25 protein-coding genes are annotated in these 19,298 nt (G+C 31.4%); 5 read left to right on the top strand and 20 right to left on the bottom strand.

The genetic code is table 11. The features are described from left to right. Positions 1 to 2: 2 nt before the first annotated feature. Genes TMEL_RS06285 through TMEL_RS06250 form a run of 8 tightly spaced genes read right to left on the bottom strand, consistent with a single transcriptional unit; the run spans position 3 to position 5,546 of the window. The gene (locus TMEL_RS06285) at positions 3 to 1,847 is read right to left on the bottom strand and encodes a proton-conducting transporter transmembrane domain-containing protein (RefSeq protein ID WP_012057430.1); all 1,845 of its coding nucleotides are present in this window, start codon (positions 1,845 to 1,847) and stop codon (positions 3 to 5) included. Then, the gene (locus TMEL_RS06280; RefSeq protein ID WP_012057429.1) at positions 1,848 to 3,200 is read right to left on the bottom strand and encodes a Na+/H+ antiporter subunit D; all 1,353 of its coding nucleotides are present in this window, start codon (positions 3,198 to 3,200) and stop codon (positions 1,848 to 1,850) included. After that, on the bottom strand, positions 3,197 to 3,538 hold the full coding sequence (locus tag TMEL_RS06275) for a sodium:proton antiporter (protein ID WP_077277086.1): 342 nt from the start codon (positions 3,536 to 3,538) through the stop codon (positions 3,197 to 3,199). The genes TMEL_RS06280 and TMEL_RS06275 overlap by 4 nt, the downstream gene beginning before the upstream one ends. 2 nt (positions 3,539 to 3,540) lie before the next feature. Continuing rightward, on the bottom strand, positions 3,541 to 4,260 hold the full coding sequence (locus tag TMEL_RS06270; protein ID WP_012057427.1) for a Na(+)/H(+) antiporter subunit B: 720 nt from the start codon (positions 4,258 to 4,260) through the stop codon (positions 3,541 to 3,543). Next, positions 4,257 to 4,496, bottom strand: a complete 240-nt coding sequence (locus TMEL_RS06265) for a Na(+)/H(+) antiporter subunit B (protein WP_012057426.1) — start codon at positions 4,494 to 4,496, stop codon at positions 4,257 to 4,259. The genes TMEL_RS06270 and TMEL_RS06265 overlap by 4 nt, the downstream gene beginning before the upstream one ends. Next, positions 4,493 to 4,813: a monovalent cation/H(+) antiporter subunit G gene (gene mnhG, locus TMEL_RS06260; protein ID WP_012057425.1), complete on the bottom strand. Its 321-nt coding sequence runs from the start codon at positions 4,811 to 4,813 to the stop codon at positions 4,493 to 4,495. Before mnhG ends, TMEL_RS06265 begins: the two co-directional genes overlap by 4 nt. Then, the gene (locus tag TMEL_RS06255) at positions 4,810 to 5,067 is read right to left on the bottom strand and encodes a cation:proton antiporter (protein ID WP_012057424.1); all 258 of its coding nucleotides are present in this window, start codon (positions 5,065 to 5,067) and stop codon (positions 4,810 to 4,812) included. Before TMEL_RS06255 ends, mnhG begins: the two co-directional genes overlap by 4 nt. Then, a complete protein-coding gene (locus tag TMEL_RS06250) occupies positions 5,064 to 5,546 on the bottom strand; it encodes a Na+/H+ antiporter subunit E (RefSeq protein WP_012057423.1) in 483 nt (160 codons plus the stop codon). The genes TMEL_RS06255 and TMEL_RS06250 overlap by 4 nt, the downstream gene beginning before the upstream one ends. A gap of 292 nt (positions 5,547 to 5,838) precedes the next feature. On the opposite strand from TMEL_RS06250, the gene TMEL_RS06245 reads away from it, so the two are divergent. Together TMEL_RS06245 and TMEL_RS06240 are read left to right on the top strand one after the other, a co-directional pair. Beyond that, positions 5,839 to 6,468 carry a redox-sensing transcriptional repressor Rex gene (locus TMEL_RS06245; RefSeq protein ID WP_012057422.1) on the top strand — a complete coding sequence of 210 codons (630 nt, stop codon included), beginning with the start codon at positions 5,839 to 5,841 and terminating at the stop codon, positions 6,466 to 6,468. An 11-nt stretch (positions 6,469 to 6,479) separates the two neighbouring features. Beyond that, positions 6,480 to 7,121: a lactate utilization protein gene (locus TMEL_RS06240; protein WP_012057421.1), complete on the top strand. Its 642-nt coding sequence runs from the start codon at positions 6,480 to 6,482 to the stop codon at positions 7,119 to 7,121. A 514-nt stretch (positions 7,122 to 7,635) separates the two neighbouring features. Here TMEL_RS06240 and TMEL_RS06235 read toward each other — a convergent pair. From TMEL_RS06235 to TMEL_RS06225, 3 genes are read right to left on the bottom strand one after another with little or no spacing between them, the layout of a single operon-like run. Next, positions 7,636 to 9,426: a 5'-nucleotidase C-terminal domain-containing protein gene (locus tag TMEL_RS06235; protein WP_012057420.1), complete on the bottom strand. Its 1,791-nt coding sequence runs from the start codon at positions 9,424 to 9,426 to the stop codon at positions 7,636 to 7,638. Next, positions 9,423 to 9,986, bottom strand: a complete 564-nt coding sequence (locus TMEL_RS06230; protein WP_012057419.1) for a thymidine kinase — start codon at positions 9,984 to 9,986, stop codon at positions 9,423 to 9,425. Before TMEL_RS06230 ends, TMEL_RS06235 begins: the two co-directional genes overlap by 4 nt. Next, positions 9,986 to 10,348 carry a PadR family transcriptional regulator gene (locus tag TMEL_RS06225; protein ID WP_012057418.1) on the bottom strand — a complete coding sequence of 121 codons (363 nt, stop codon included), beginning with the start codon at positions 10,346 to 10,348 and terminating at the stop codon, positions 9,986 to 9,988. Before TMEL_RS06225 ends, TMEL_RS06230 begins: the two co-directional genes overlap by 1 nt. Positions 10,349 to 10,457: 109 nt before the next feature. Here TMEL_RS06225 and TMEL_RS06220 point away from each other — a divergent pair, with 109 nt between their 5' ends. Beyond that, positions 10,458 to 12,119, top strand: coding sequence for an HD domain-containing phosphohydrolase (locus tag TMEL_RS06220; protein ID WP_012057417.1), 1,662 nt, complete (start codon positions 10,458 to 10,460; stop codon positions 12,117 to 12,119). A 17-nt stretch (positions 12,120 to 12,136) separates the two neighbouring features. Here TMEL_RS06220 and TMEL_RS06215 read toward each other — a convergent pair whose 3' ends face one another. The 9 genes from TMEL_RS06215 to TMEL_RS06180 all read right to left on the bottom strand — a co-directional run bounded on the left by TMEL_RS06215 (position 12,137) and on the right by TMEL_RS06180 (position 16,398). Beyond that, complete coding sequence (locus tag TMEL_RS06215; RefSeq protein WP_012057416.1) at positions 12,137 to 12,406, bottom strand: hypothetical protein; 270 nt, start codon at positions 12,404 to 12,406, stop codon at positions 12,137 to 12,139. A gap of 1 nt (position 12,407) precedes the next feature. Next, positions 12,408 to 12,653, bottom strand: a complete 246-nt coding sequence (locus TMEL_RS06210; RefSeq protein ID WP_012057415.1) for a DUF5320 family protein — start codon at positions 12,651 to 12,653, stop codon at positions 12,408 to 12,410. Between the two features lie 253 nt (positions 12,654 to 12,906). After that, a complete protein-coding gene (locus TMEL_RS06205; protein ID WP_012057414.1) occupies positions 12,907 to 13,287 on the bottom strand; it encodes a desulfoferrodoxin in 381 nt (126 codons plus the stop codon). Positions 13,288 to 13,289: 2 nt separating this feature from the next. Then, positions 13,290 to 13,475 (bottom strand): HTH domain-containing protein, encoded by a 186-nt coding sequence (locus TMEL_RS06200; protein ID WP_012057413.1) that lies wholly within the window; start codon positions 13,473 to 13,475, stop codon positions 13,290 to 13,292. Then, positions 13,475 to 13,984 carry a ferritin gene (locus tag TMEL_RS06195; RefSeq protein ID WP_012057412.1) on the bottom strand — a complete coding sequence of 170 codons (510 nt, stop codon included), beginning with the start codon at positions 13,982 to 13,984 and terminating at the stop codon, positions 13,475 to 13,477. The genes TMEL_RS06200 and TMEL_RS06195 overlap by 1 nt, the downstream gene beginning before the upstream one ends. Before the next feature lie 15 nt (positions 13,985 to 13,999). After that, complete coding sequence (locus TMEL_RS06190) at positions 14,000 to 15,154, bottom strand: FprA family A-type flavoprotein (protein ID WP_012057411.1); 1,155 nt, start codon at positions 15,152 to 15,154, stop codon at positions 14,000 to 14,002. A 1-nt stretch (position 15,155) separates the two neighbouring features. Further along, positions 15,156 to 15,314 (bottom strand): rubredoxin, encoded by a 159-nt coding sequence (gene rd / locus TMEL_RS10075; protein WP_012057410.1) that lies wholly within the window; start codon positions 15,312 to 15,314, stop codon positions 15,156 to 15,158. 33 nt (positions 15,315 to 15,347) lie between these two features. Continuing rightward, positions 15,348 to 15,986 (bottom strand): peroxiredoxin, encoded by a 639-nt coding sequence (locus TMEL_RS06185; protein ID WP_012057409.1) that lies wholly within the window; start codon positions 15,984 to 15,986, stop codon positions 15,348 to 15,350. A 1-nt stretch (position 15,987) separates the two neighbouring features. Further along, on the bottom strand, positions 15,988 to 16,398 hold the full coding sequence (locus TMEL_RS06180) for a Fur family transcriptional regulator (RefSeq protein WP_012057408.1): 411 nt from the start codon (positions 16,396 to 16,398) through the stop codon (positions 15,988 to 15,990). A gap of 252 nt (positions 16,399 to 16,650) precedes the next feature. Here TMEL_RS06180 and TMEL_RS06175 point away from each other — a divergent pair, with 252 nt between their 5' ends. Both TMEL_RS06175 and TMEL_RS06170 read left to right on the top strand, forming a co-directional pair. Further along, positions 16,651 to 17,670 carry an HD-GYP domain-containing protein gene (locus TMEL_RS06175; RefSeq protein WP_012057407.1) on the top strand — a complete coding sequence of 340 codons (1,020 nt, stop codon included), beginning with the start codon at positions 16,651 to 16,653 and terminating at the stop codon, positions 17,668 to 17,670. 50 nt (positions 17,671 to 17,720) lie between these two features. Next, positions 17,721 to 19,289 (top strand): bifunctional aspartate carbamoyltransferase catalytic subunit/aspartate carbamoyltransferase regulatory subunit, encoded by a 1,569-nt coding sequence (locus TMEL_RS06170; RefSeq protein WP_012057406.1) that lies wholly within the window; start codon positions 17,721 to 17,723, stop codon positions 19,287 to 19,289. The last annotated feature ends 9 nt before the right edge of the window (positions 19,290 to 19,298 follow it).

Here is a 19,298-nt window from a genome sequence, read left to right as displayed (position 1 = left end):
CATTACCACCTCACCCAAAATAATATGAGGATTACAATAGAAAACCAAAATACATAACCACTTGGACCTGGTTTATATACGAGGCTTACAACAATTCCACCCATACTTCTAAAAAAGTTAGCTAACATTTCATATAATTTTTCAAACGAGGGATGTTTGTCATAAAGTCTCTCTAGAAATTTATAAAATCCCGTTGCATAGTGATAAAGATCGTAATTATACAAATATTCCCCTCCAGTATACTGATCTGTTAATTTAACCTTCTTTCCATTTGGGAAAATTAAATAAAGAATTACAGCAATAATGAAACCAACAACAAACATATTAAATACTGTTAAAGTATTCCACTGCCCTAAACTAGTTTTTATAATTGTTCCACTATATTCTATGGCCTTTATTCCAAGTTCTTGCTCAACAGATGAAATCATGTCTAATAATGGTTTAGGATAAATTCCTATAATCAACGTAAGAAAAACTAAAAGTAACATTGGTATCAACATTATAATCGATACTTCTTCAATCTCATAATGTTTCTTTTTTAACTGCCCCAAAAATACCCCTGCCAATGGTCTAAAAACATATAAAAATGAACCAATACTCCCAATAAATGTTATTGTCAAAGTTAGAAACATACCTTTGGTAAGAAGGGCATTAAAAATCATCCATTTTGAAATAAAACCACTTGTTGGTGGAATACCTGCGAGGGAAATTATACCTACAAGATAAATCACAAAGGTCCATGGCATCCTCCAAATTAACCCACCCATCTCATCTATTTTTGTAGTACCTGTCCTATAAACAACCGCAGCAAAAGACAAAAATATCATAGCAGCAGCAATTGCATGATTAAATACATGGAATAAACCACCAGCAAAGCCCGTAGAATTCATAACACCTAAACCAACAAGTATATAACCTCCATTTGCAATTGAAGAAAAAGCTATCAATTGTTTCATATCATTTTGTCTAATTGCCATAAAGGTACCTATAATTATTGAAATATTACCAAGCCATATTAAAATGTAATTTATCAAAGGTACTCCCATATAAAATGCATTAAATAACTGTGTTGTTGGAAACACAGCAAGAGAAATTGCCAAAACATAAGAACCCATTTTTACAAGTTGACCTGAAAGTACCGCACTAAATGCATCAGGAGCATTTCCATGTGTTATCCTAAGCCATGTATGAAGCGGGAACAAACCACTTTTTGCAATACCTGCACTAGCAATAAACAACACCACAAACCATTTATAAATATTTGAAGGCTCATTCAATAAATGTTGAGAAACTCCTTTAAAATCAAGTACTCCGTACCTAAAATATAATGAAAATGTTGCAAAAAGATATAGATAACTTCCTATTCCGCTAATAACAACATATATAATCGCAGCTTTTTTAGAATCTTCCTTTCCCATAGGAACAATCAAAAACGAACCTAAAACGGCAATTTCCCAAAAAACATAAAGTGTAAGTAAGTCATTTGAAAAGAATACACCTAATACTCCCGCAATCATTAACATATAAAAAAGATTAAAAGCTGCAGCATTCAAATTTTTCTTTTTTATCCATTCAAGTACAAAAAACGCAACAAATGAAATAACTATCAAACTAATTAAAGCAAAAAATTTCCCCAAAAAGGTAACTTTCAATACACTTTCTAAACCTTCAAAAATACTAAACAACTTCTCAGTAGTACCAACTTCAACATTCCACACAACAAAAAGGGCATATCCTGTTAAAAGAAAATTGAAAATTGCACCTATTACTTTGTTGACTTTTGTGAGAATATATGAAATTAAAGATCCAAACAAAAAAAGTAATATCAAATTAACCAAAGAAATCATTTACATCCCTCCCAGAATAGTCGTTACATATGCCTCTGAATTTATCAAACCTTCCGCTATACTTCTGGAAATTTTTAAATATATTTCTGGGAATATTCCTATATAAATGATAAACAATGCAACTATTAACACCAGTAACATTATATTCCATGGAATTTCCTTATTTATATCTTCATTACTATACCAAAATTTTACATTCCACTTCAGAAGATACGCCATTTCAATCACAGTAGCTATCAACAAAAGTATAGGTAATAAATAGTCACCTTTCTCAAAAGCACTTTTTAAAATTAACAATTTACTCCTGAAACCAGCAAACAATGGGAATCCTATTAAAGAAAAGGAAGCAATACTAAATGTAATCCCTAACGTTTTATTCTTCATAAAACTTCCAGAAACACTTGCAGCTACAATAAATAAAACTAATTTTGCGGTTACATCATTTAAGAGATGAAAATATGCTGCATTTAACGCACTAAAGGTATTAAGAGAAATAACACTTAACACTAAACCTGCCTGTGCAATTGAAGAAAAAGCAAGAGCTTTTAACAATTTTTCTTGTCTAAATGCGGCAATTTCGGCAAGAATAAGAGTTAAAAGTCCAAATACATAAATTACATCTAAAAAATAACCATTAAATACAGTAATAAAAATCCTTCCCAAGAGATAAATCACAGAAAAAGTAACAGTGGTACCTAAAACCGTTGGTGTTAAAGATGAACCTGATGCATAAACACTTGGAACCCATCCTGCTAATGGCAAAACTTTTGCCTCAACTGCTAGTCCAACAAATAACAAAAGTGCTACATATGGCATAATAGAATGATTTATATTAATCGCTATATCGGCTAAATTCAATGAGCCGGTACCTAAATATGCATAAATTGCTCCAAGAAGATAAAATCCACCAGCAATTCCACCAATAATTAGGTATTTAAATGCTCCATAATAATTTTTCTTAGTAGATGCAATTATATATCCAGCTGCTGCAGTAATTTCCAAAAATACAAAAGAATTAAAAATATCCCCTGTAAGAATTAAGCCATTTAACGCTCCTAAAAGTATTAATAAAATTATTGAATAGTTTCTTTCTGCGATTTGCGGCATAAATGAAATCAATAAAAAGATAATATTTACAACTAGTACTGTGTAAAAACTTGCAGAATCAAGTACCAAAACTATTCCAAAAGGTGCTTTCCAGCCACCCATTTCTGAAATTGTACCTGGAGCTAAGTTAAATAACACTATTAAATCCAACAAAATAACAAATGGTAATATGTATTTTGACTTATCTTTAAATGGCACGAATAAAAACGCAGAGATTAATGGAATAGCAACTAAAAGAGCTATCATTCTTCCGCCTCCTTTTGGGCGATTTCTTCAACGTCTAATGTACTATATTTCTCATACGTTCTTATTAAAAGTGATGTACCTAAAGCTAATGTACCTACACCTATAACAATAGCCGTTAACACCAAAGCTTGTGGTAGAGGATCAACAAAATTTGCCGTTTTTGTATATTTTGAAAAGATAGGCACATCTTTACCATTTATGTATCCAATAGAAATGATAAACAAGTTGATTGCTGTATCTATAATAGTCAATGAAACCAAGTATTTAAAAAGGTTTTTTTGAGTTAGAAGACCGTATATACCTATACCTATCAAAAGAAATGAAATATAGTATATCATCATTATCCCTCCCCGTGTAAATCGGCAATTATACCTGATAATTCTGCACCAACCTTAAATCCTATAACCACATAAACAATTGGAATAATTCCCGCACTAAATAAAGCACCTAAAACTCCTGTCGGGAGGAAGTTAATTAAGAAATATCCACCTATTGCCAACCCTATAATTCCAATAATTACGTAAACACTTCCTGCAACACTTTCCACAAATTTTGAAGCTTTTCCGAGTTTAAATTCTTCATTGGAAAGGTAAAGGAGCAATATTCCAGCTGCAATTATAGTACCTCCCGGAAAACCCCCTCCAGGTGTCAAGTGACCGTGGATAAAGATGTAAGCACCAAACAATAAGATTAAAGGTAATAAAATTCCAACGGAAATCCTTAAGATAAAGTTAGGTGTTCTTCCAAAAGTTTTCTTTTTAATTCCATTTAATATTATCCCTACACCTAAAGCAGATGTAAATAAAACTGTAACTTCACCTAAGGTATCAAATGATCTATAATCAACAACAATTGAAGTTACAACGTTTGCAGCACCATCTTCCAAATTTTTAGATTTTTCAAACTCAACTTCTCCTGTTTCACCTTTCACATTTTTATTTATATACGCTTTAGAAACTTTTGATAACCTTGCCTTTCCATATTCCGGTATCGCCGATAAAGAACTAACAAAAAATATCAACAATCCAGTAACAATTAACAATGAGAATACTCTTCTCATTCTCTATCACCACCCAATCTTTTCAAAGCAAGTATTAAGACAGCTGTAGTCAATCCGGCTCCAACAGAAGCTTCCGTAATTGCAACATCTGGAGCTTTCATTACAATAAACAAAAATACAGATAATAAGCTTAGTAATGACAACGCAATGAATGAATCAAGCACCTTTTTAGCTTCAACAGCATAAATAGCAGAAACTATCATTAAAATTCCAACAAATACTGTTAAGTACATCATTCTTTTTCACCACCCTTATATTCATCAACTTGGGTTTTATCTGTAGGCTTAATTCCTTTTAAATATGCAGACCTTGCTAAAACAGAACTACCAACTGGATTAGTTAAGGCAATAAACGCAATTATAACCAAAGCTTTTGGTAAAAATTCTAAATTCACAAGTCCAACACCTAAAATAACTGAAAAGGAACCTAACGTTGTAGCTTTAGTTCCTGCCTGAAGCCTGTTATACACATCAGGCATCCTAAAAATCCCTAATCCACCTAAAAAATAAAAAAATGCACCTATTACTATAAGTAAGTATCCTAATATCATCATTTTTTCCCCTCCAAATTGCGTGCAATAACAACCGTCTCAACAAAAGAAAGTAATCCATAAACTAAAGCAATATCAAGATATAATCCATTTTTAAATATAAGCGCCAAAAAAACTATAGTTCCAGTTAGAACAACATTTAATGTATCAAGAGCCGCTACTCTATCTGCACTTGTTGGTCCAAATAATATTCTCAAAAAAGATAAAAAAACTCCTAAACCTACTAGTGTAAAATATATATATTGTAAATAATTCATTCAAATACCCCCTTTAAAATTTTTTCAAACTTTTCGGAAATATGTCTTCTTCTTTCATCTGCACTTTTTGCTTTTACATCTATCCAGTGAATATACAACGTATCTTCTTCTACATCTAAAGTCAAAGTTCCAGGAGTTAATGTAATTGAGTTTGCCAAGAAAAGCCTTGAGGTATCTTTTTTTAATTCCGTTTTAACTCTTACAAATCCTGGATTAATAGGAAGTTTCGGATTTAAAACACGTGCTGCTACATCAAAGTTTGCTTTAATCATCTCCCAAATGAAAATAGGTAGATATATTAACAAAAACTTTACAATCTTCACTAAAAACCAACCATCAAACTTAATCCTATAATACCTTTTAAATACAACGGAAATAACCAGTGATACTAAAAAACCAACTAACAATTCCGAAATATCGTTATAACCTGTTAGCAACACCCATGTGAAATAGGTCACAATAAAAACTGAGAAATTCATAACACTCCCTCCTTAGCAAGTATAATAAAATTTAGCCATTTATTAAATTTTGAGTTGTTTTGTCTGTTTTTCCGCTTGTATTTTAACATAAAAATATCAAATATTCAAATAAATAAAAAATATCCAAACATAAAAAAAAGTGTAGATATTTCTTATTTTCCCTTTTTTAACTTTGATTATCTAAAATCAATAAAAAAATTATAAGTTTGATTATCAAATTTTTCTCTTGAAATGTTTGTGAAAAATGTTGTATAATTTATTGTGACTTACTTCACATTTAGGAGGGGATAATATGGAGAATCAGAAAAAAATTCCAAAACCGGTTATTAAAAGGCTTGGGCTTTACTATAGATGCCTTAATAGGTTATCTGATGAAGGTATTGATTTTGTGGCATCAAAAGATATAGCAGAAAGACTAGGAATAAAATCTAGTCAAGTAAGAAAAGATCTTTCCTACTTTGGAGAATTTGGAAAACGAGGTGTTGGTTACAATACATATGAACTAATGACAAAGCTTGAAAAAATAATAGGTGTGAACAAGTACTGGAATGTAATAGTTATTGGTGCAGGTAACATAGGAACAGCACTTGTAAACTACGAAGGGTTAAGAAAAGAAAAGTTTAGTATCATTGGTATCTTTGATGCAGATAGGTCAAAAGTTGGTAAAAAAATTGGAAAATTAACCATTAAACATATTTCAGAACTTGAAGATTTCTTCAAAAAAAACATTGTGGAAATTGCTATTATAGCAGTCCCTGAAAACGCTGCACAAATGATGGTTGAAAAACTTGAAAATTTAGGTATAAAAGGATTTATAAATTTCGCACCAATAAAATTAAGAACAAAATTACCTGTTGAAGATGTAGATATAACTCTTTCTTTCAAGTCCCTTACATTTAAAATAGATAGAGAATTAAAATAGGAGGCGAATAAATGAGAAAAGAATTTTATATTTGGAAATATGAATCACTTGCCAACAAAGTTGCAGATGAACTAAATAAAAAAAGACATGAAGTATATATAGCAAGAAATAAAGATTCTGCGTTAAAAATTGTTTTAGGTTTGATACCGGAAAATTCCTCAGTTGCTACTGGTGGTTCACTTACCTTAACTGAAATTGGTTTGCTCGAAAAGCTAAGAACGGGAAATTATATCTTTTACGACAGGTATAGTGCAAAATCAACAGAAGAAAAATACGAATTAGAAAGAAAAGCATTTTTTGCAGATTATTACATATGCAGTGCAAATGCAATAACAGAAAAAGGAGAAATTGCACTCTTAGATGGAAATGGTAACAGAGTAGCAGCTGTAATTTTTGGGCCTAAAAACGTAATCTTAGTAACAAGCATAAACAAGATTGTTAAAGATTTAGAACAAGCACGAGAAAGAATTAGATACATTTCTCCCATGAATACCAAACGTTTAAATTTAAACACCCCATGTGTTCAAACGGGATATTGTGTTGATTGTGCATCCCACCAAAGGATTTGTAATTATTATACTATCATCGAATCAGGATTTAGACATCCAGGTCGAATAAAAGTAGTTCTTGTTTTAGAAGAATTAGGGTTATAAACTAACACATCATACGCTATGCTTAGAAAACTTGGCTCTCTACTTCATTTTACGATGGCTCGTAGCACTCTTGTAATCCCCACCAGTTCACAATCCACAGGCCTAGCTTCAAATGCTTCTCACCATACTTTCCTATTTTCTCCACACAGCAACATCTTTGCTGTATTAATTTCTCTACCATAAACTGCTCTGCATTTTGGATTTTTTCATTGTTTAATGTTCAAGTCTTCTTACTTTTTCATCCACATACCTAACTTGTTTGACTTAATGCTATGAATCTGTCATTTTTATTGATTCAATTCCTCCTCTTTTTGCTTTGTATGTGTTAGAACACTATCCCACTTGTTGTAATGAGTAGGCTTGTTTAGTTTTTTAGGATAGATTTTGAATTTGTAAGTTAGAAGCATATTTTCTCTTCATTCTGATCGTTGATGATTTCCTCTTGTGGTTATAGAATTCTAGGTTTTCTCTTGTGTTCTGTGATAAAAAAGTCCAAGGGTCTTCCCTTGGACTTTTAAAATCCCATAACCTCTTTTATTGGTGGCAATGTATCAATGTAATTTTTGTAATATACTAACTTTTGGCCAACTTTAAGCATAGATGGATTTTTAATACCATTCCATCTTATAAGATCATTCATCGAAATTCCCAATCTTTTAGAAATACTCCAAAGATTATCACCTGGTTTTACAATATATTCAAATTTTATAACAGTTTCCCAATTATTATCTACAGTTGCCTCAATTTCCTTATTATTTAAAATATAATCTGCCATTAATTCTGACACTTCCATCATTACTTCTCTGACAACTGGTTTTCCCTTGAACATTAAATAACCGCCGCCGCCACCAGCTCTGTAATTATTTAAAACAATTTCATACTCTTTATCCATTTCAATTGGTTTCCCTTCAAACATTAGATCAACAATTCTTTCACCAGATGGATTATTCAAAACTATTTTATAACTAATTCCTTCCCACATATCGTAATTGTAATGTCTTGGTTTTGGTTTTACCCAACTTTTATTAACTGAAACCTTGTAATTATCATATACAAAATAATCTGCACTTTTCTCTAATGCATCTTTTATATCCTTTCCTTTTACCTTTATAATCTTCAATGTATTTGGATATATATATACTGCATTTATATCTCTTAGCGTAACAGGTCCTTTTTTCCAACCTCTTATACTATTGTTAAACAATGCAGTTGAAGAGATCTTCGCCTTACTATAATACATTTGCACTTTATTTACAAATTCTATTAAGCTATTATCTTGCAATCTTGCAAACAATGGATCATAAATCCAAAAATCTCCCTTCGCATATCCAACTGGTTGATCAAGCCATGTTTGTACCTTCCCTTCGTAAGGTTTTACAAGAGACATTACTTCAGTATCTGGTTCCACACCTTTTACCGAAACCGATTCAACACTACTATCTACTATTTTCCATTTTCCATCTACTTTTTCCAATTTTAGTACAACTTTTCCAACATATTTTCCCCAATAAGAGGGCATTGAAACAGGTACTCCATTTATTTTGGTTGCAATTGTTCTATGCTGATGTCCCAGCAATAACACATCAATACCATCAACTTCCTCTAGTAATTGATATCCCTGATTTTCTCCAGTTAATTCTTCTGTAGGTTCACCTGTTTCTGGATCTCTTTCCAATCCTCCATGATAACTTACCACAAGCACGTCAACTTTATTCCTTAATTCATTCGCATATTTTTTGGCAATAGCAATTGGATCTTCAAACTTTAAGCCTTTAATATTTTTCGGCTCTTCCCAATTTGGTATAAACTTTGTGGTTAATCCCAAAATTCCAACCTTTATATCTCCCACATTTACTATATGATATGGTTTAAATACAGGTTCCCCATTTTCATTTAAAATATTTGCACTCAAAGCCGGAAATTGTGCTTCTGATATAGCTTTATTTAAGATATCTAAACCATAATTAAATTCATGGTTGCCTAACGTCCAAGCGGAATACCCCAATTTGTTCATCACCAAAATCATAGGATCAATAGGTTTGTTGTCAATCCTTGCATGATAATATTCAAGTGGTGTACCTTGAATTAAATCCCCCGAATCAATCAAAATAACATTCCTATACATTTTTTTCATTTGTTTAACTAAAGTAGCAATCTTTGCAAGTCCAACATCTGAAGGCATGTTTGTTGCATAATTTATTGGCAAGATATTTCCATGTAAATCACTGGTATGCAATATAACTAGATCAAGTGAAAATCCCAAAATAACAAATACCGAAAAGAACAAAATAACAAATTTCCTCACAATATCACCTCCTGTTTTTTTATTTCACTCAAACACTTTCTACATAATGCTATGTATTTTTCTTTACCCCCAACATCAATTTCTCCACCATTAGGTATTATTTTATATGAATAAGTCGCCCTATGCTCGCCGCACTTCTCACAAACTGCTTTCTTTTTAATTACCTCGTCAGCCATCGCCAAAAGTTTTGCAGTAGTTTCAAACGGATTTTCAAGATATGAAATATCTAATCCTGCACAATATACGTCTATTCCTTTAAAAACCAATTCTTTTACAACATCAACCAATTCTAAATCAAAAAATTGTATTTCATCTACAAATACAGCATCAATAGAATCTCTAATATAATCTAATATCTCTCTTGATTTTGATATTCTAATTGCACTAACTTTGAAACCAGTATGAGTTGATACAATATCTTCACCATATCTGTTATCTATAGAAGGTTTAAATACAATTGTCTTTTTTCTCCCTATATTATAAATTTCAACAAAGGATAAAAGTTCTGTCGTTTTCCCAGAATACATGGGTCCTGTAATAACGGTTATCTTCCCAACCATTACATCTCCCCCATATCACCAAATTCTTTTAAAAAAAGACCTAGTTGTTTATAAAGTTGTTTAATTTCAACTTTAATTAATTCTAAATAATCAATTCCTTCATCTGTTATTTTGTAAACCTTCCTAAAGGGACCATCTCCTTCTTCTATTTCGTAAGTTATAAATCCACCTTCTTCCAAACGCCTTAAAATATTGTAAATCACACCAGGATCATGCCTAAAATTGTAAAAATTAGCTTCATAAAGTCTCTGAACTAACTCATAACCATGTGATGGTTTTTCTTTTAAAAGCAAAAGTAAAGAAGCTGCTAAGAAATCTCCCATTACAAATCCTCTACCTCTTCTTCTAAATCCTTTTGGCACAAACTCACCTCCAAAGATATTATACCACTCATTTCCTACTACATCATTTATTAATTTGAAAATTCATGATAAAATATAATAAAGAAAATAATTAAAATGAGGTGGGAGATTGAATCTAAACACCTTTATACAAAAAAAGATAAACAAACAATTAATATTTCCGTTTATTATTTTAGCAATAGTATCCGGTATATTTTTCATGTCAATAGGCTTTCGTACAACAATTACCACATCAAAAATTGAGCTAGAAAAAGCAGTGGAAAAATGGAATAATACCTTTACAAATATGGAAAATTTTCTCGAATTTTTAAGTTATGACAACAATTTAATTGATAATACAGAAAAATTAGGAGAAATTTTAAAGAACTTTTATAACAAATTCCAAAACAAAATATCATATATTTATTTTTCAACATCAAGTAAAAATATTTTAATTTATCCAGAAACAGACATGATAAATGGAATTAACCCAAATACCAGACCTTGGTTTATAAATGCTTCAAAAAACAAAGAGAAAACACAAATAACAGAACCATATGTGGACCACATTACAAAAGATATTATAATCACAATATCAAAATATGTAAATGGAATGAACATTTCAGGAGTAATTGGAATTGATATAAATCCATCTTTCTTGAATGATATTTTATCAAACAAGGACTTACTATTAATCTCTAAAAATAACATCATCTTATTTTCAGAAAATAAAAATAAAATCGGGAAAACATTCAACATTCCAACAAAAAGCGAAAGATTCATTTCCAAAAATATCCTTTTAATTACTAAAGAAGCAAAAGGAAACGTTTATATTGTTACTTACAAAAATTTATTCCTAGAACTTTTACCATATTATTTCATATCACTAGTAAGCATCTTTCTTATTCTCTTTCTTGGAAAAATAGTAAATAAAAATATAAACACTGAACTAAAAAACTCCATTGCCATGCCACTTGAAACACTTGTAAATGAAGCAAAAAATTATCTTAACAACCAAACCTTTGATTCTTCAAAAATTACATCTAATATAAAAGAAATCGAAGTCCTAATAAATGAAATAGCTGATATGATATCAATAATAGAAGCAAACTTTCAAGAGCTTAAAGCTACAAACGAAGAATTGCTTGACGCATACAATGAAATTGAAAAATACTCTGGCGAACTTGAATCCACATATGAACTATTTATAGAAAAAATGTCAAATATAGTAGAAGGCTTTGATGAGAATACGGGAAATCATATTAAAAGGGTCCAAATTCTCTCTGAATTTTTAGCAAAAAAATTAGGGCTACCAAAAACACTTGTACGTCAAATATATCTTTATTCTCCATTGCATGATATTGGAAAAATAAAGGTTCCACCTGAAATACTAACAAAACCTGGACCACTTTCAGAAAAAGAATGGAAAATCATGAAAAATCATACAATTTGGGGAGCAGAAATTTTGGATGGTGATCCAAGATTGGAAATTGCAAAAAAAATTGCCTTGTATCATCATGAAAAATATAACGGTAAAGGTTATCCCTTTGGTCTAAAAGGTGAACTTATACCAATAGAAGCACAAATAGTTAATATAGTGGATGTATATGACGCATTACGCTCAAAAAGACCTTACAAAAAAGCATTATCTCACGAAAAAGCAATGGAGATCATATTAAAAGGCGATAATAGAACGTCTCCAAATGATTTCAATCCAAAAATACTAGAAATCTTTAAAAAATATGAAGAAGAAATAAAAATTTTGTGGGATAATTTAAATGATAACAAATAACCCCCAGAAACTGGGGGTTACCAATTGTATCTTCTGCCAAAGCCTCTTCCATATCCTCCACCGAAACCTCTGCCATATCCGCCTCTACCAAAACCTCTGCCATGTCCTCTGCCGAAGCCTCTGCCAAAGCCTCTTCCATATCCTCTGAACAATCCAAAAGCTCTTCTACCATAATCCGGTAAATAAGGATCAAACCACCCATAATCTCCTCTTCCAAACCTGCAATATCCTCTTCTATATCCTATAGGTCCTGTACCCAATGGTCCTGTTCCATCAAAACCTGGCATATCATTCACCTCCTTGAAGCATTTTATCAAGTTCTTTTAATCTTCTTTCAGCGTACGAAATCTCACTCTTCAAATAATCTACATATTCTAAAAGCATATCTCTTTCCTCTTCAAGAAGAAACCTCTCATCATATTGTTCAAAACCATATCCTCTTCCAAACCCTCTACCATAACCAAAACCTCTACCATATCCATATCCTCTGCCATAACCATATCCTCTTCCAAAAAAACCTCTACCGAATGGCATTTTACCACCTCCATTTCTGTAATAGATTATATATTAATATTGATAATTTGTCAATACTATTATTTTACAAATCTTTCTATCTTAATAAACTAGCAATTTTCCATAATTTATATTCAATATTATTCCATTAAAAAAATGTGTCGTAAAAAATTATTATTCAAAGCCATAAATTAACTAAGATACACAGTGCTTGATTACTATATAAAACGAATCCCCTACCAATTGGTAGGGGATTCTCAAAAATTACCTTATTCTATTTTTTCCAAAGTCCATGTATATTACAATATTCCCTTGCCGAAACTTTAGTTCCTTTCTTTACTTCAAAAACAGCTTCAGGTTTTTCCCCTGGGTTTAAAAACTTTTTGTACACCGCTCCGTCTACTGTCAACTCTATCCATTCAATGTAATGCTTTTCTTCCATTGGATGCATTGCATTTGCTCCTACTCTTATTCTATAACCATTCTCTATTTCTTCAATAAATGGAACATGTTTTTCTTGAGATGAATCTGCTGTCTTTTCTTCTAATAATTTCATAGGCTCTCCACAACATACTAATGTTCCAGGTCCTTCATGCAACACTTCAACAATATTTCCACATTTTTCACACTTATATACTTGCCCTCTTCTTGTCATATTTATTCCCCCTTTGGCGCATAATAACACCTTTTTGGACTTTCAACTTTTCCTTCCTTTTTTAACTCACTAATAAGCTTACTAACAACTTTAGTATCAACTCCCAATTTTTTTGCAATATCACTCGTTCTCATTGGTTTTCCTTCGCTCTTCAAAACCTCAAGAACCTTCTCTTTTTTCACACCCATCACTCTCCACTTAAAGGTGCATATGTTCTTTGCGATAGTTCTTTATCAAGCATAAATAGAGCATTTTTATTATCTCCTATCAACTTTAATTGGCTTAATATATCATTTGCATTTTCTTCTTCTTCCACTTGTTCGTCAACATACCATTGTAAGAAATTAAACGTGGGTCTATCTTTTAAAGATTCTGCCAAATCAACTAATTCATTTATTTTTGATGTAATATATTGTTCATGTTTTAAAACTTCCTCAAAAATCTCCTTTATACTTCCAAACTCAGATGGAGGTTCCTTAATTCCAAACAACTTTATTTTCGCACCTTGCCTTGCAAGATAATCAAAGATTTTCATTGCATGATCTTTTTCTTCCATCGCCTGAATCCTCATCCAGTTTGCAAACCCTTTTAATCCGATATTCTCAAAATGTGCTGCCATTGAAAGGTACAAATATGCCGAATAAAATTCTTCATTTACTTGATTATTTAAAGCCTCTATCATTTTCTCATTTAACATTTTACCTTCCCCCTTTTAATTAACTTTAGATATATTTTCTATAAGTTCATCTAACTTTACATACTCTTTTTCTTTAATAAGACCTTTTACTACAACTTCTCCAAGTATATCGGCTTTTACGTTTTTTAACATTCCTTTTAATTCCTCTATAAATCTTCCACCCCAACCGTATGAACCTACAATACCTATATACTTTGTCTTTGGCCTAAGTGCGTTCATCAAATAAACAACTTCGGCTATTTTTGGATGTAGGCCTGCCAAAACCATTGGTACACCCACCACCACCGTTGAAGCTTCAACCAAATCTATTGCTATCTGACCTATATCACTTTTTGTAACATTATGCAATTTTACCTTTATACCTTTATTCATTAATCCATCTACAACATATTCTATCATCTTTTTCACACTTCCATGCATCGATACATACAAAACTACAACTTCTTTTTCTACTTCATCTCCCGCCCATTTTTTATATGCTCTTATTATATTTTCGGGATCTTTGTATATAGGACCATGACTTGGTGCTATTTTTTCTATTTCCAAGGTTTCTACTTTTTCTATATTTTTCATAACCTGTTTTCTAAAAGGCATCATTATTTCAGCATAATATCTTTTTGCTTCATTTAATACGTCTTTTACCTCTTTTACTATCTCACTTGTTGCATAATGTGACCCAAAAAAATCACAACTAAAAAGTATTTTATCCTCTTTCAAGTAGGTAACCATTGTCTCTGGCCAATGTACCCAAGGTGCCATGTAAAACTTTAACGTTTTCCCGCCTAAATCCAATTCGTCACCTTCTGAGATTTCTATCACATCATTTTCTTCTATATGCAAATGATCCTTTAATAGTTCTGCACATTTTCTATTTGTAACAACTTTTGCACCAAATTTCTCCACTACTTCCTTTATTAATCCAGAATGATCTTGCTCAGCATGGTTGGATATAACATAATCGATTTTTTCAATATTTAACTTTTTTAGATTTCTGTAAAATTCTTCTTCTTTATCCGGATCTACAGTATCGATTAATGCCACTTTTTCTCCTTTTATTATATATGCGTTATACGTCGTACCATTTGGAAGAGGAATCAACTCATCAAATAACTCCCTATCCCAATCTATTACTCCCACAAAATATACACCTTCACTTATTTTACGTACCATTTTACTCCTCCTCAAATTGATCTTTTCCTACTCCACAAACTGGACATACCCAATCCTCAGGTAATTTTTCAAACGGCGTCCCTGGTTCTATACCATTATCAGGATCTCCAACTTCTGGATCGTATATATATCCACATACCGTACATACATATCTTTTCATATCAATCACCTCCACAATTTACCTTATCACAAATCATTTTAATTTTTTATGACAGAACCACCAATCATAACATTCGTATTCTTTTAGTCTCTTTTCTGCATCTTTAACATTATTTGCAGGTGGAACAATCGCCTCATCTTTAACCAACTCATTATTTGGCCAATTTGCAGGTAAAGCTACTCCATTTTCATCTACTGTTTGAAGTCCTCTAACCATTCTCAAAATCTCATCCATATTTCTTCCAAGTTCTTGAGGATAATACAATATCGCTCTTAAAATTCCTTTAGGATCAATTATAAACACTGCTCTTACAGTATTTGTTCCCTTTGCAGGATGAATCATTCCCAACATTTCTGCTATCTTTCCCCTATCATCTGCAATAACCGGAAATTTTATCTCTAATCCAAGTTTCTCTTTAATCCATTCAACCCATTTAATATGTGAAAAAACCTGATCAATACTTAACCCTACAAGCTCTGTGTTCAACTCTTGAAATTCATCATACCTTTTTTGAAATGCATAAAACTCAGTTGTACAAACGGGAGTAAAATCTGCAGGATGACTAAACAACACTACCCATTTTCCTTTAAAATCATCTGGAAATTTAATTACTCCTTTCGTTGTAACTGCCTCAAATTCTGGAACCTTCTCACCAATAAGTGGTAAACCCATGCTACTCACCTCCATTTAAACAATTTTTACAAATTCCGTACAAACAATATTGAATATTTTTTACTAAATGTCCATCTACTTCGGTTATTTTCGGCAACGCACCAAGTGCCCCGTATATATCATAAACCTTTTTGCATTTAATACAATAAAAATGGTTATGAGGCACTAGACTGTAATCATACCTTATCGAAGAAGGGGTTACAACTTCCTCTATAACTCCTTTTTCTTTCAACAAACTAACTGTGTTATATACAGTAGATCTTGAAATAGCGTGTATCTTATCCTTTAGCTTTTCATAAATCTCATCTGCCGATGGATGAGATTTACTCTCAACAATAAACTTCAAAATTTGAACTCTATGTATAGTAGGTCTAATTCCATGAGTTTTTAAAATTTTTGCATAATTTTCCATACCATTCCTCCTTATCACGTCCAATATTATTATATATCTAATTTTAGACTTTATCAAATTTTTTATATTTTTTATTGTTTTTTTGATTGAATTAGCAAAAAAACATTTTTATTTCAAATTATTCGAAGTTGAAACAATTATCTTAATTATTTTGTAATAAAACTTTGATTAATTTGTTCCCAAATGTTTTATTTGTTTGCATTGTAAAATATTTTTTTAAAAGTACAATTTTAGTAGTAAGGGGGAGAAATCTTGGGAGTTTTAGTATTTTTTTTATCAATATACTCAATAATAATCACAATACTATTTTTAAATTCCAAGAAATACAAAAAGGTAAATTTAAAAGACATAGTATATGATTTTACAAGCCAGCTTACTAACGAAAACAATGATTTTTCAGTTAGGGCCTTATCGTATATTTCAAAGGAATTTTCAGAAATAGATTCGGGAGCTTTTTTAATAAAAAGAGGGCGTGAATATCATGAAATTTCTTCCTTTGGAAAAAAAATAGAAATAAGTGATAAAATATTTTTTTATAAAGACTATCTTATAAAGGATTTTACAATAGATGAAAGCTTTGGCGTTAGATTAATATTACATTCAAAAACCAAGCTTTCAAAAGCAAAAGAAGAAAAAATAGAAATAATATCAACATTAATTTCTTCTTCCGAATTAATCAAAAATTTGATCAAAAAACATGGAAAGTTCCAAATTGACCTTATGTTATCCATGATAAAGATACTAGAATATTATGATAGATACACAAAGGGACACTCTTTACGTGTAGCTGAGCTTTCACAAAAAATTGCAAAAAAATTAAGGCTTTCACCTCAAGAAGTTTCCGATGCATACTGGACAGGATTAGTACACGATATTGGAAAGATAGCAGTTCCCACAAACATATTAAACAAGGAAGGAAAATTAACAAGCGAAGAATACGAAATCATTAAAAAACATCCAATATATGGTTTTGAATTTTTATCTACATCAGAAACACTTAAAAACATTGCAACATATGTTTATCACCACCACGAAAAATGGAATGGTTCTGGCTATCCTGGGGGGTTAAAAGGAGAAATGATACCAATGATTTCAAGAATAATAAGTGTTGCAGATAGTTGGGATGCAATGACAAGTAAAAGGGCATATAGAGATGCATTAACTTATGAATCTTCCCTACAGGAGATTATTAATAACTCCGGAAAGCAATTCGATCCAAAAGTTGTTAAAGCTTTTATTTCCGTTTTGGAAGAAGAGGAAAATATTGCTTAAGAGCCCATTTGGGCTCTTTTTTTTAAATAATTATCAGGAGGTGGGGGGAAATGAATTTTTTAGGTAGGAGTCTTACAGTTATTAACGATTTTTCAGTAGAAGAACAGCTTTTTTTGTACGAAAAAACAAAAATTTTAAAATCCTTATGGAAAGAAAAAAAAGACTACAGTATGTTTCAAATCAAAAAAGACGTTGGAATTTACATTATTTTTGTAGAACCTAGCACAAGGACAAAAGAGTCTTTTATCAACGCCGCAAAATTCCATAAAAACGCAAAAGTAAACATATTTGATTCCGAACACTCTTCTTTCAACAAAAAAGAAAGTTATGTGGATACATTCAATATGTTGACGGGATACAATGACTACTCCATATTTATTGTTAGAACTAGATTAGAAGGTACTTGTAAATATTTAGACGAAAAGGTTTCAGATTTTGCAAAAAGACACGGTATTGAAAAACCCGCATTTATAAACGCAGGTGATGGTAAACATGAGCATCCAACCCAAGAACTTCTCGATGAATTTACATTTTTAGAACAAATGAACTTTGATAATTCATATATCCACATAGCTTTAGTTGGTGACCTTCTTCATGGAAGAACTGTACATTCAAAAGTTAACGGTTTAAAAATCTTTAAAAACGTTTTAGTAGATTTAATTGCTCCAGAAGAGCTTGCAATGCCAAAGCATTATGTAGAAAAGATGAAAAAGAATGGGTATGAAGTTAGGATATTCGATTCTATTGAAAACTATCTTAAAGAAAAAAACATAGCACCAATTTGGTACTTTACAAGACTCCAACTAGAAAGAATGGGAGAAGACATATTAGAAAAAGAACATCTACTGAGAAAAAGTGTTACTTTTAGAAAAGATTTTTTAGAAAAACTTCCTGAAAATGTCAAATTTTATCATCCATTACCAAGACACAAAATATATCCGACAATTCCAACATTTTTAGATAACCTTCCTCTAAACGGTTGGGAAACCCAAGCCATTAATGGTTATTGGACTAGAACCGTGTTACTATCTATGTTAGGTGGTGCATTAGAGGCAGAATTTGACACACGGACACAACCTGAAATCCCAGATGAAGAATTTATAACTCCTGCTCCTATTGTTGATGGAACAAAGGGAATACTAAAGGAAGGAAAAAGAGGTATCAAACCCATTGAATCTGGTACAGTTATTGATCACATAGCAAAAGGAAAAACCAAAGAACAAATATTTGAAACAATAGTAAAGATAAGAAAAATTCTGAAATTGTATGACTTGGATAGTGCTGATGGAATTTTTAAATCGAATGACGGAAACTTCAAAGGATACATAAGTTTACCTGATAGATATTTATCAAAAAAAGAAATTAAAAAACTCTCTGCTATATCCCCAAATACAACGGTAAATATTATCAAAAATTCCAGAGTAGTTGAAAAATATAGGATATCATTACCGCCATATATATACGGGTTCGCCGAATTAAAATGTAAAAATGAAAACTGTATAACCAATCCAAAACACAGAGAAAATGCAGAAGCATTCTTTGTAAAAAACGAAAACGGAGAACTGGTCTGTAAATACTGTGAAACTCCTCATACATTTGAAGAAATTTGGAATATATAACCCCCAACT

It is taken from the genome of Thermosipho melanesiensis BI429 (assembly GCF_000016905.1).
In the GTDB taxonomy this organism is placed as follows: domain Bacteria; phylum Thermotogota; class Thermotogae; order Thermotogales; family Fervidobacteriaceae; genus Thermosipho; species Thermosipho melanesiensis.
Note: the sequence above shows the minus strand (reverse complement) of the source record. Positions and strands in the feature narration are given on the sequence as shown.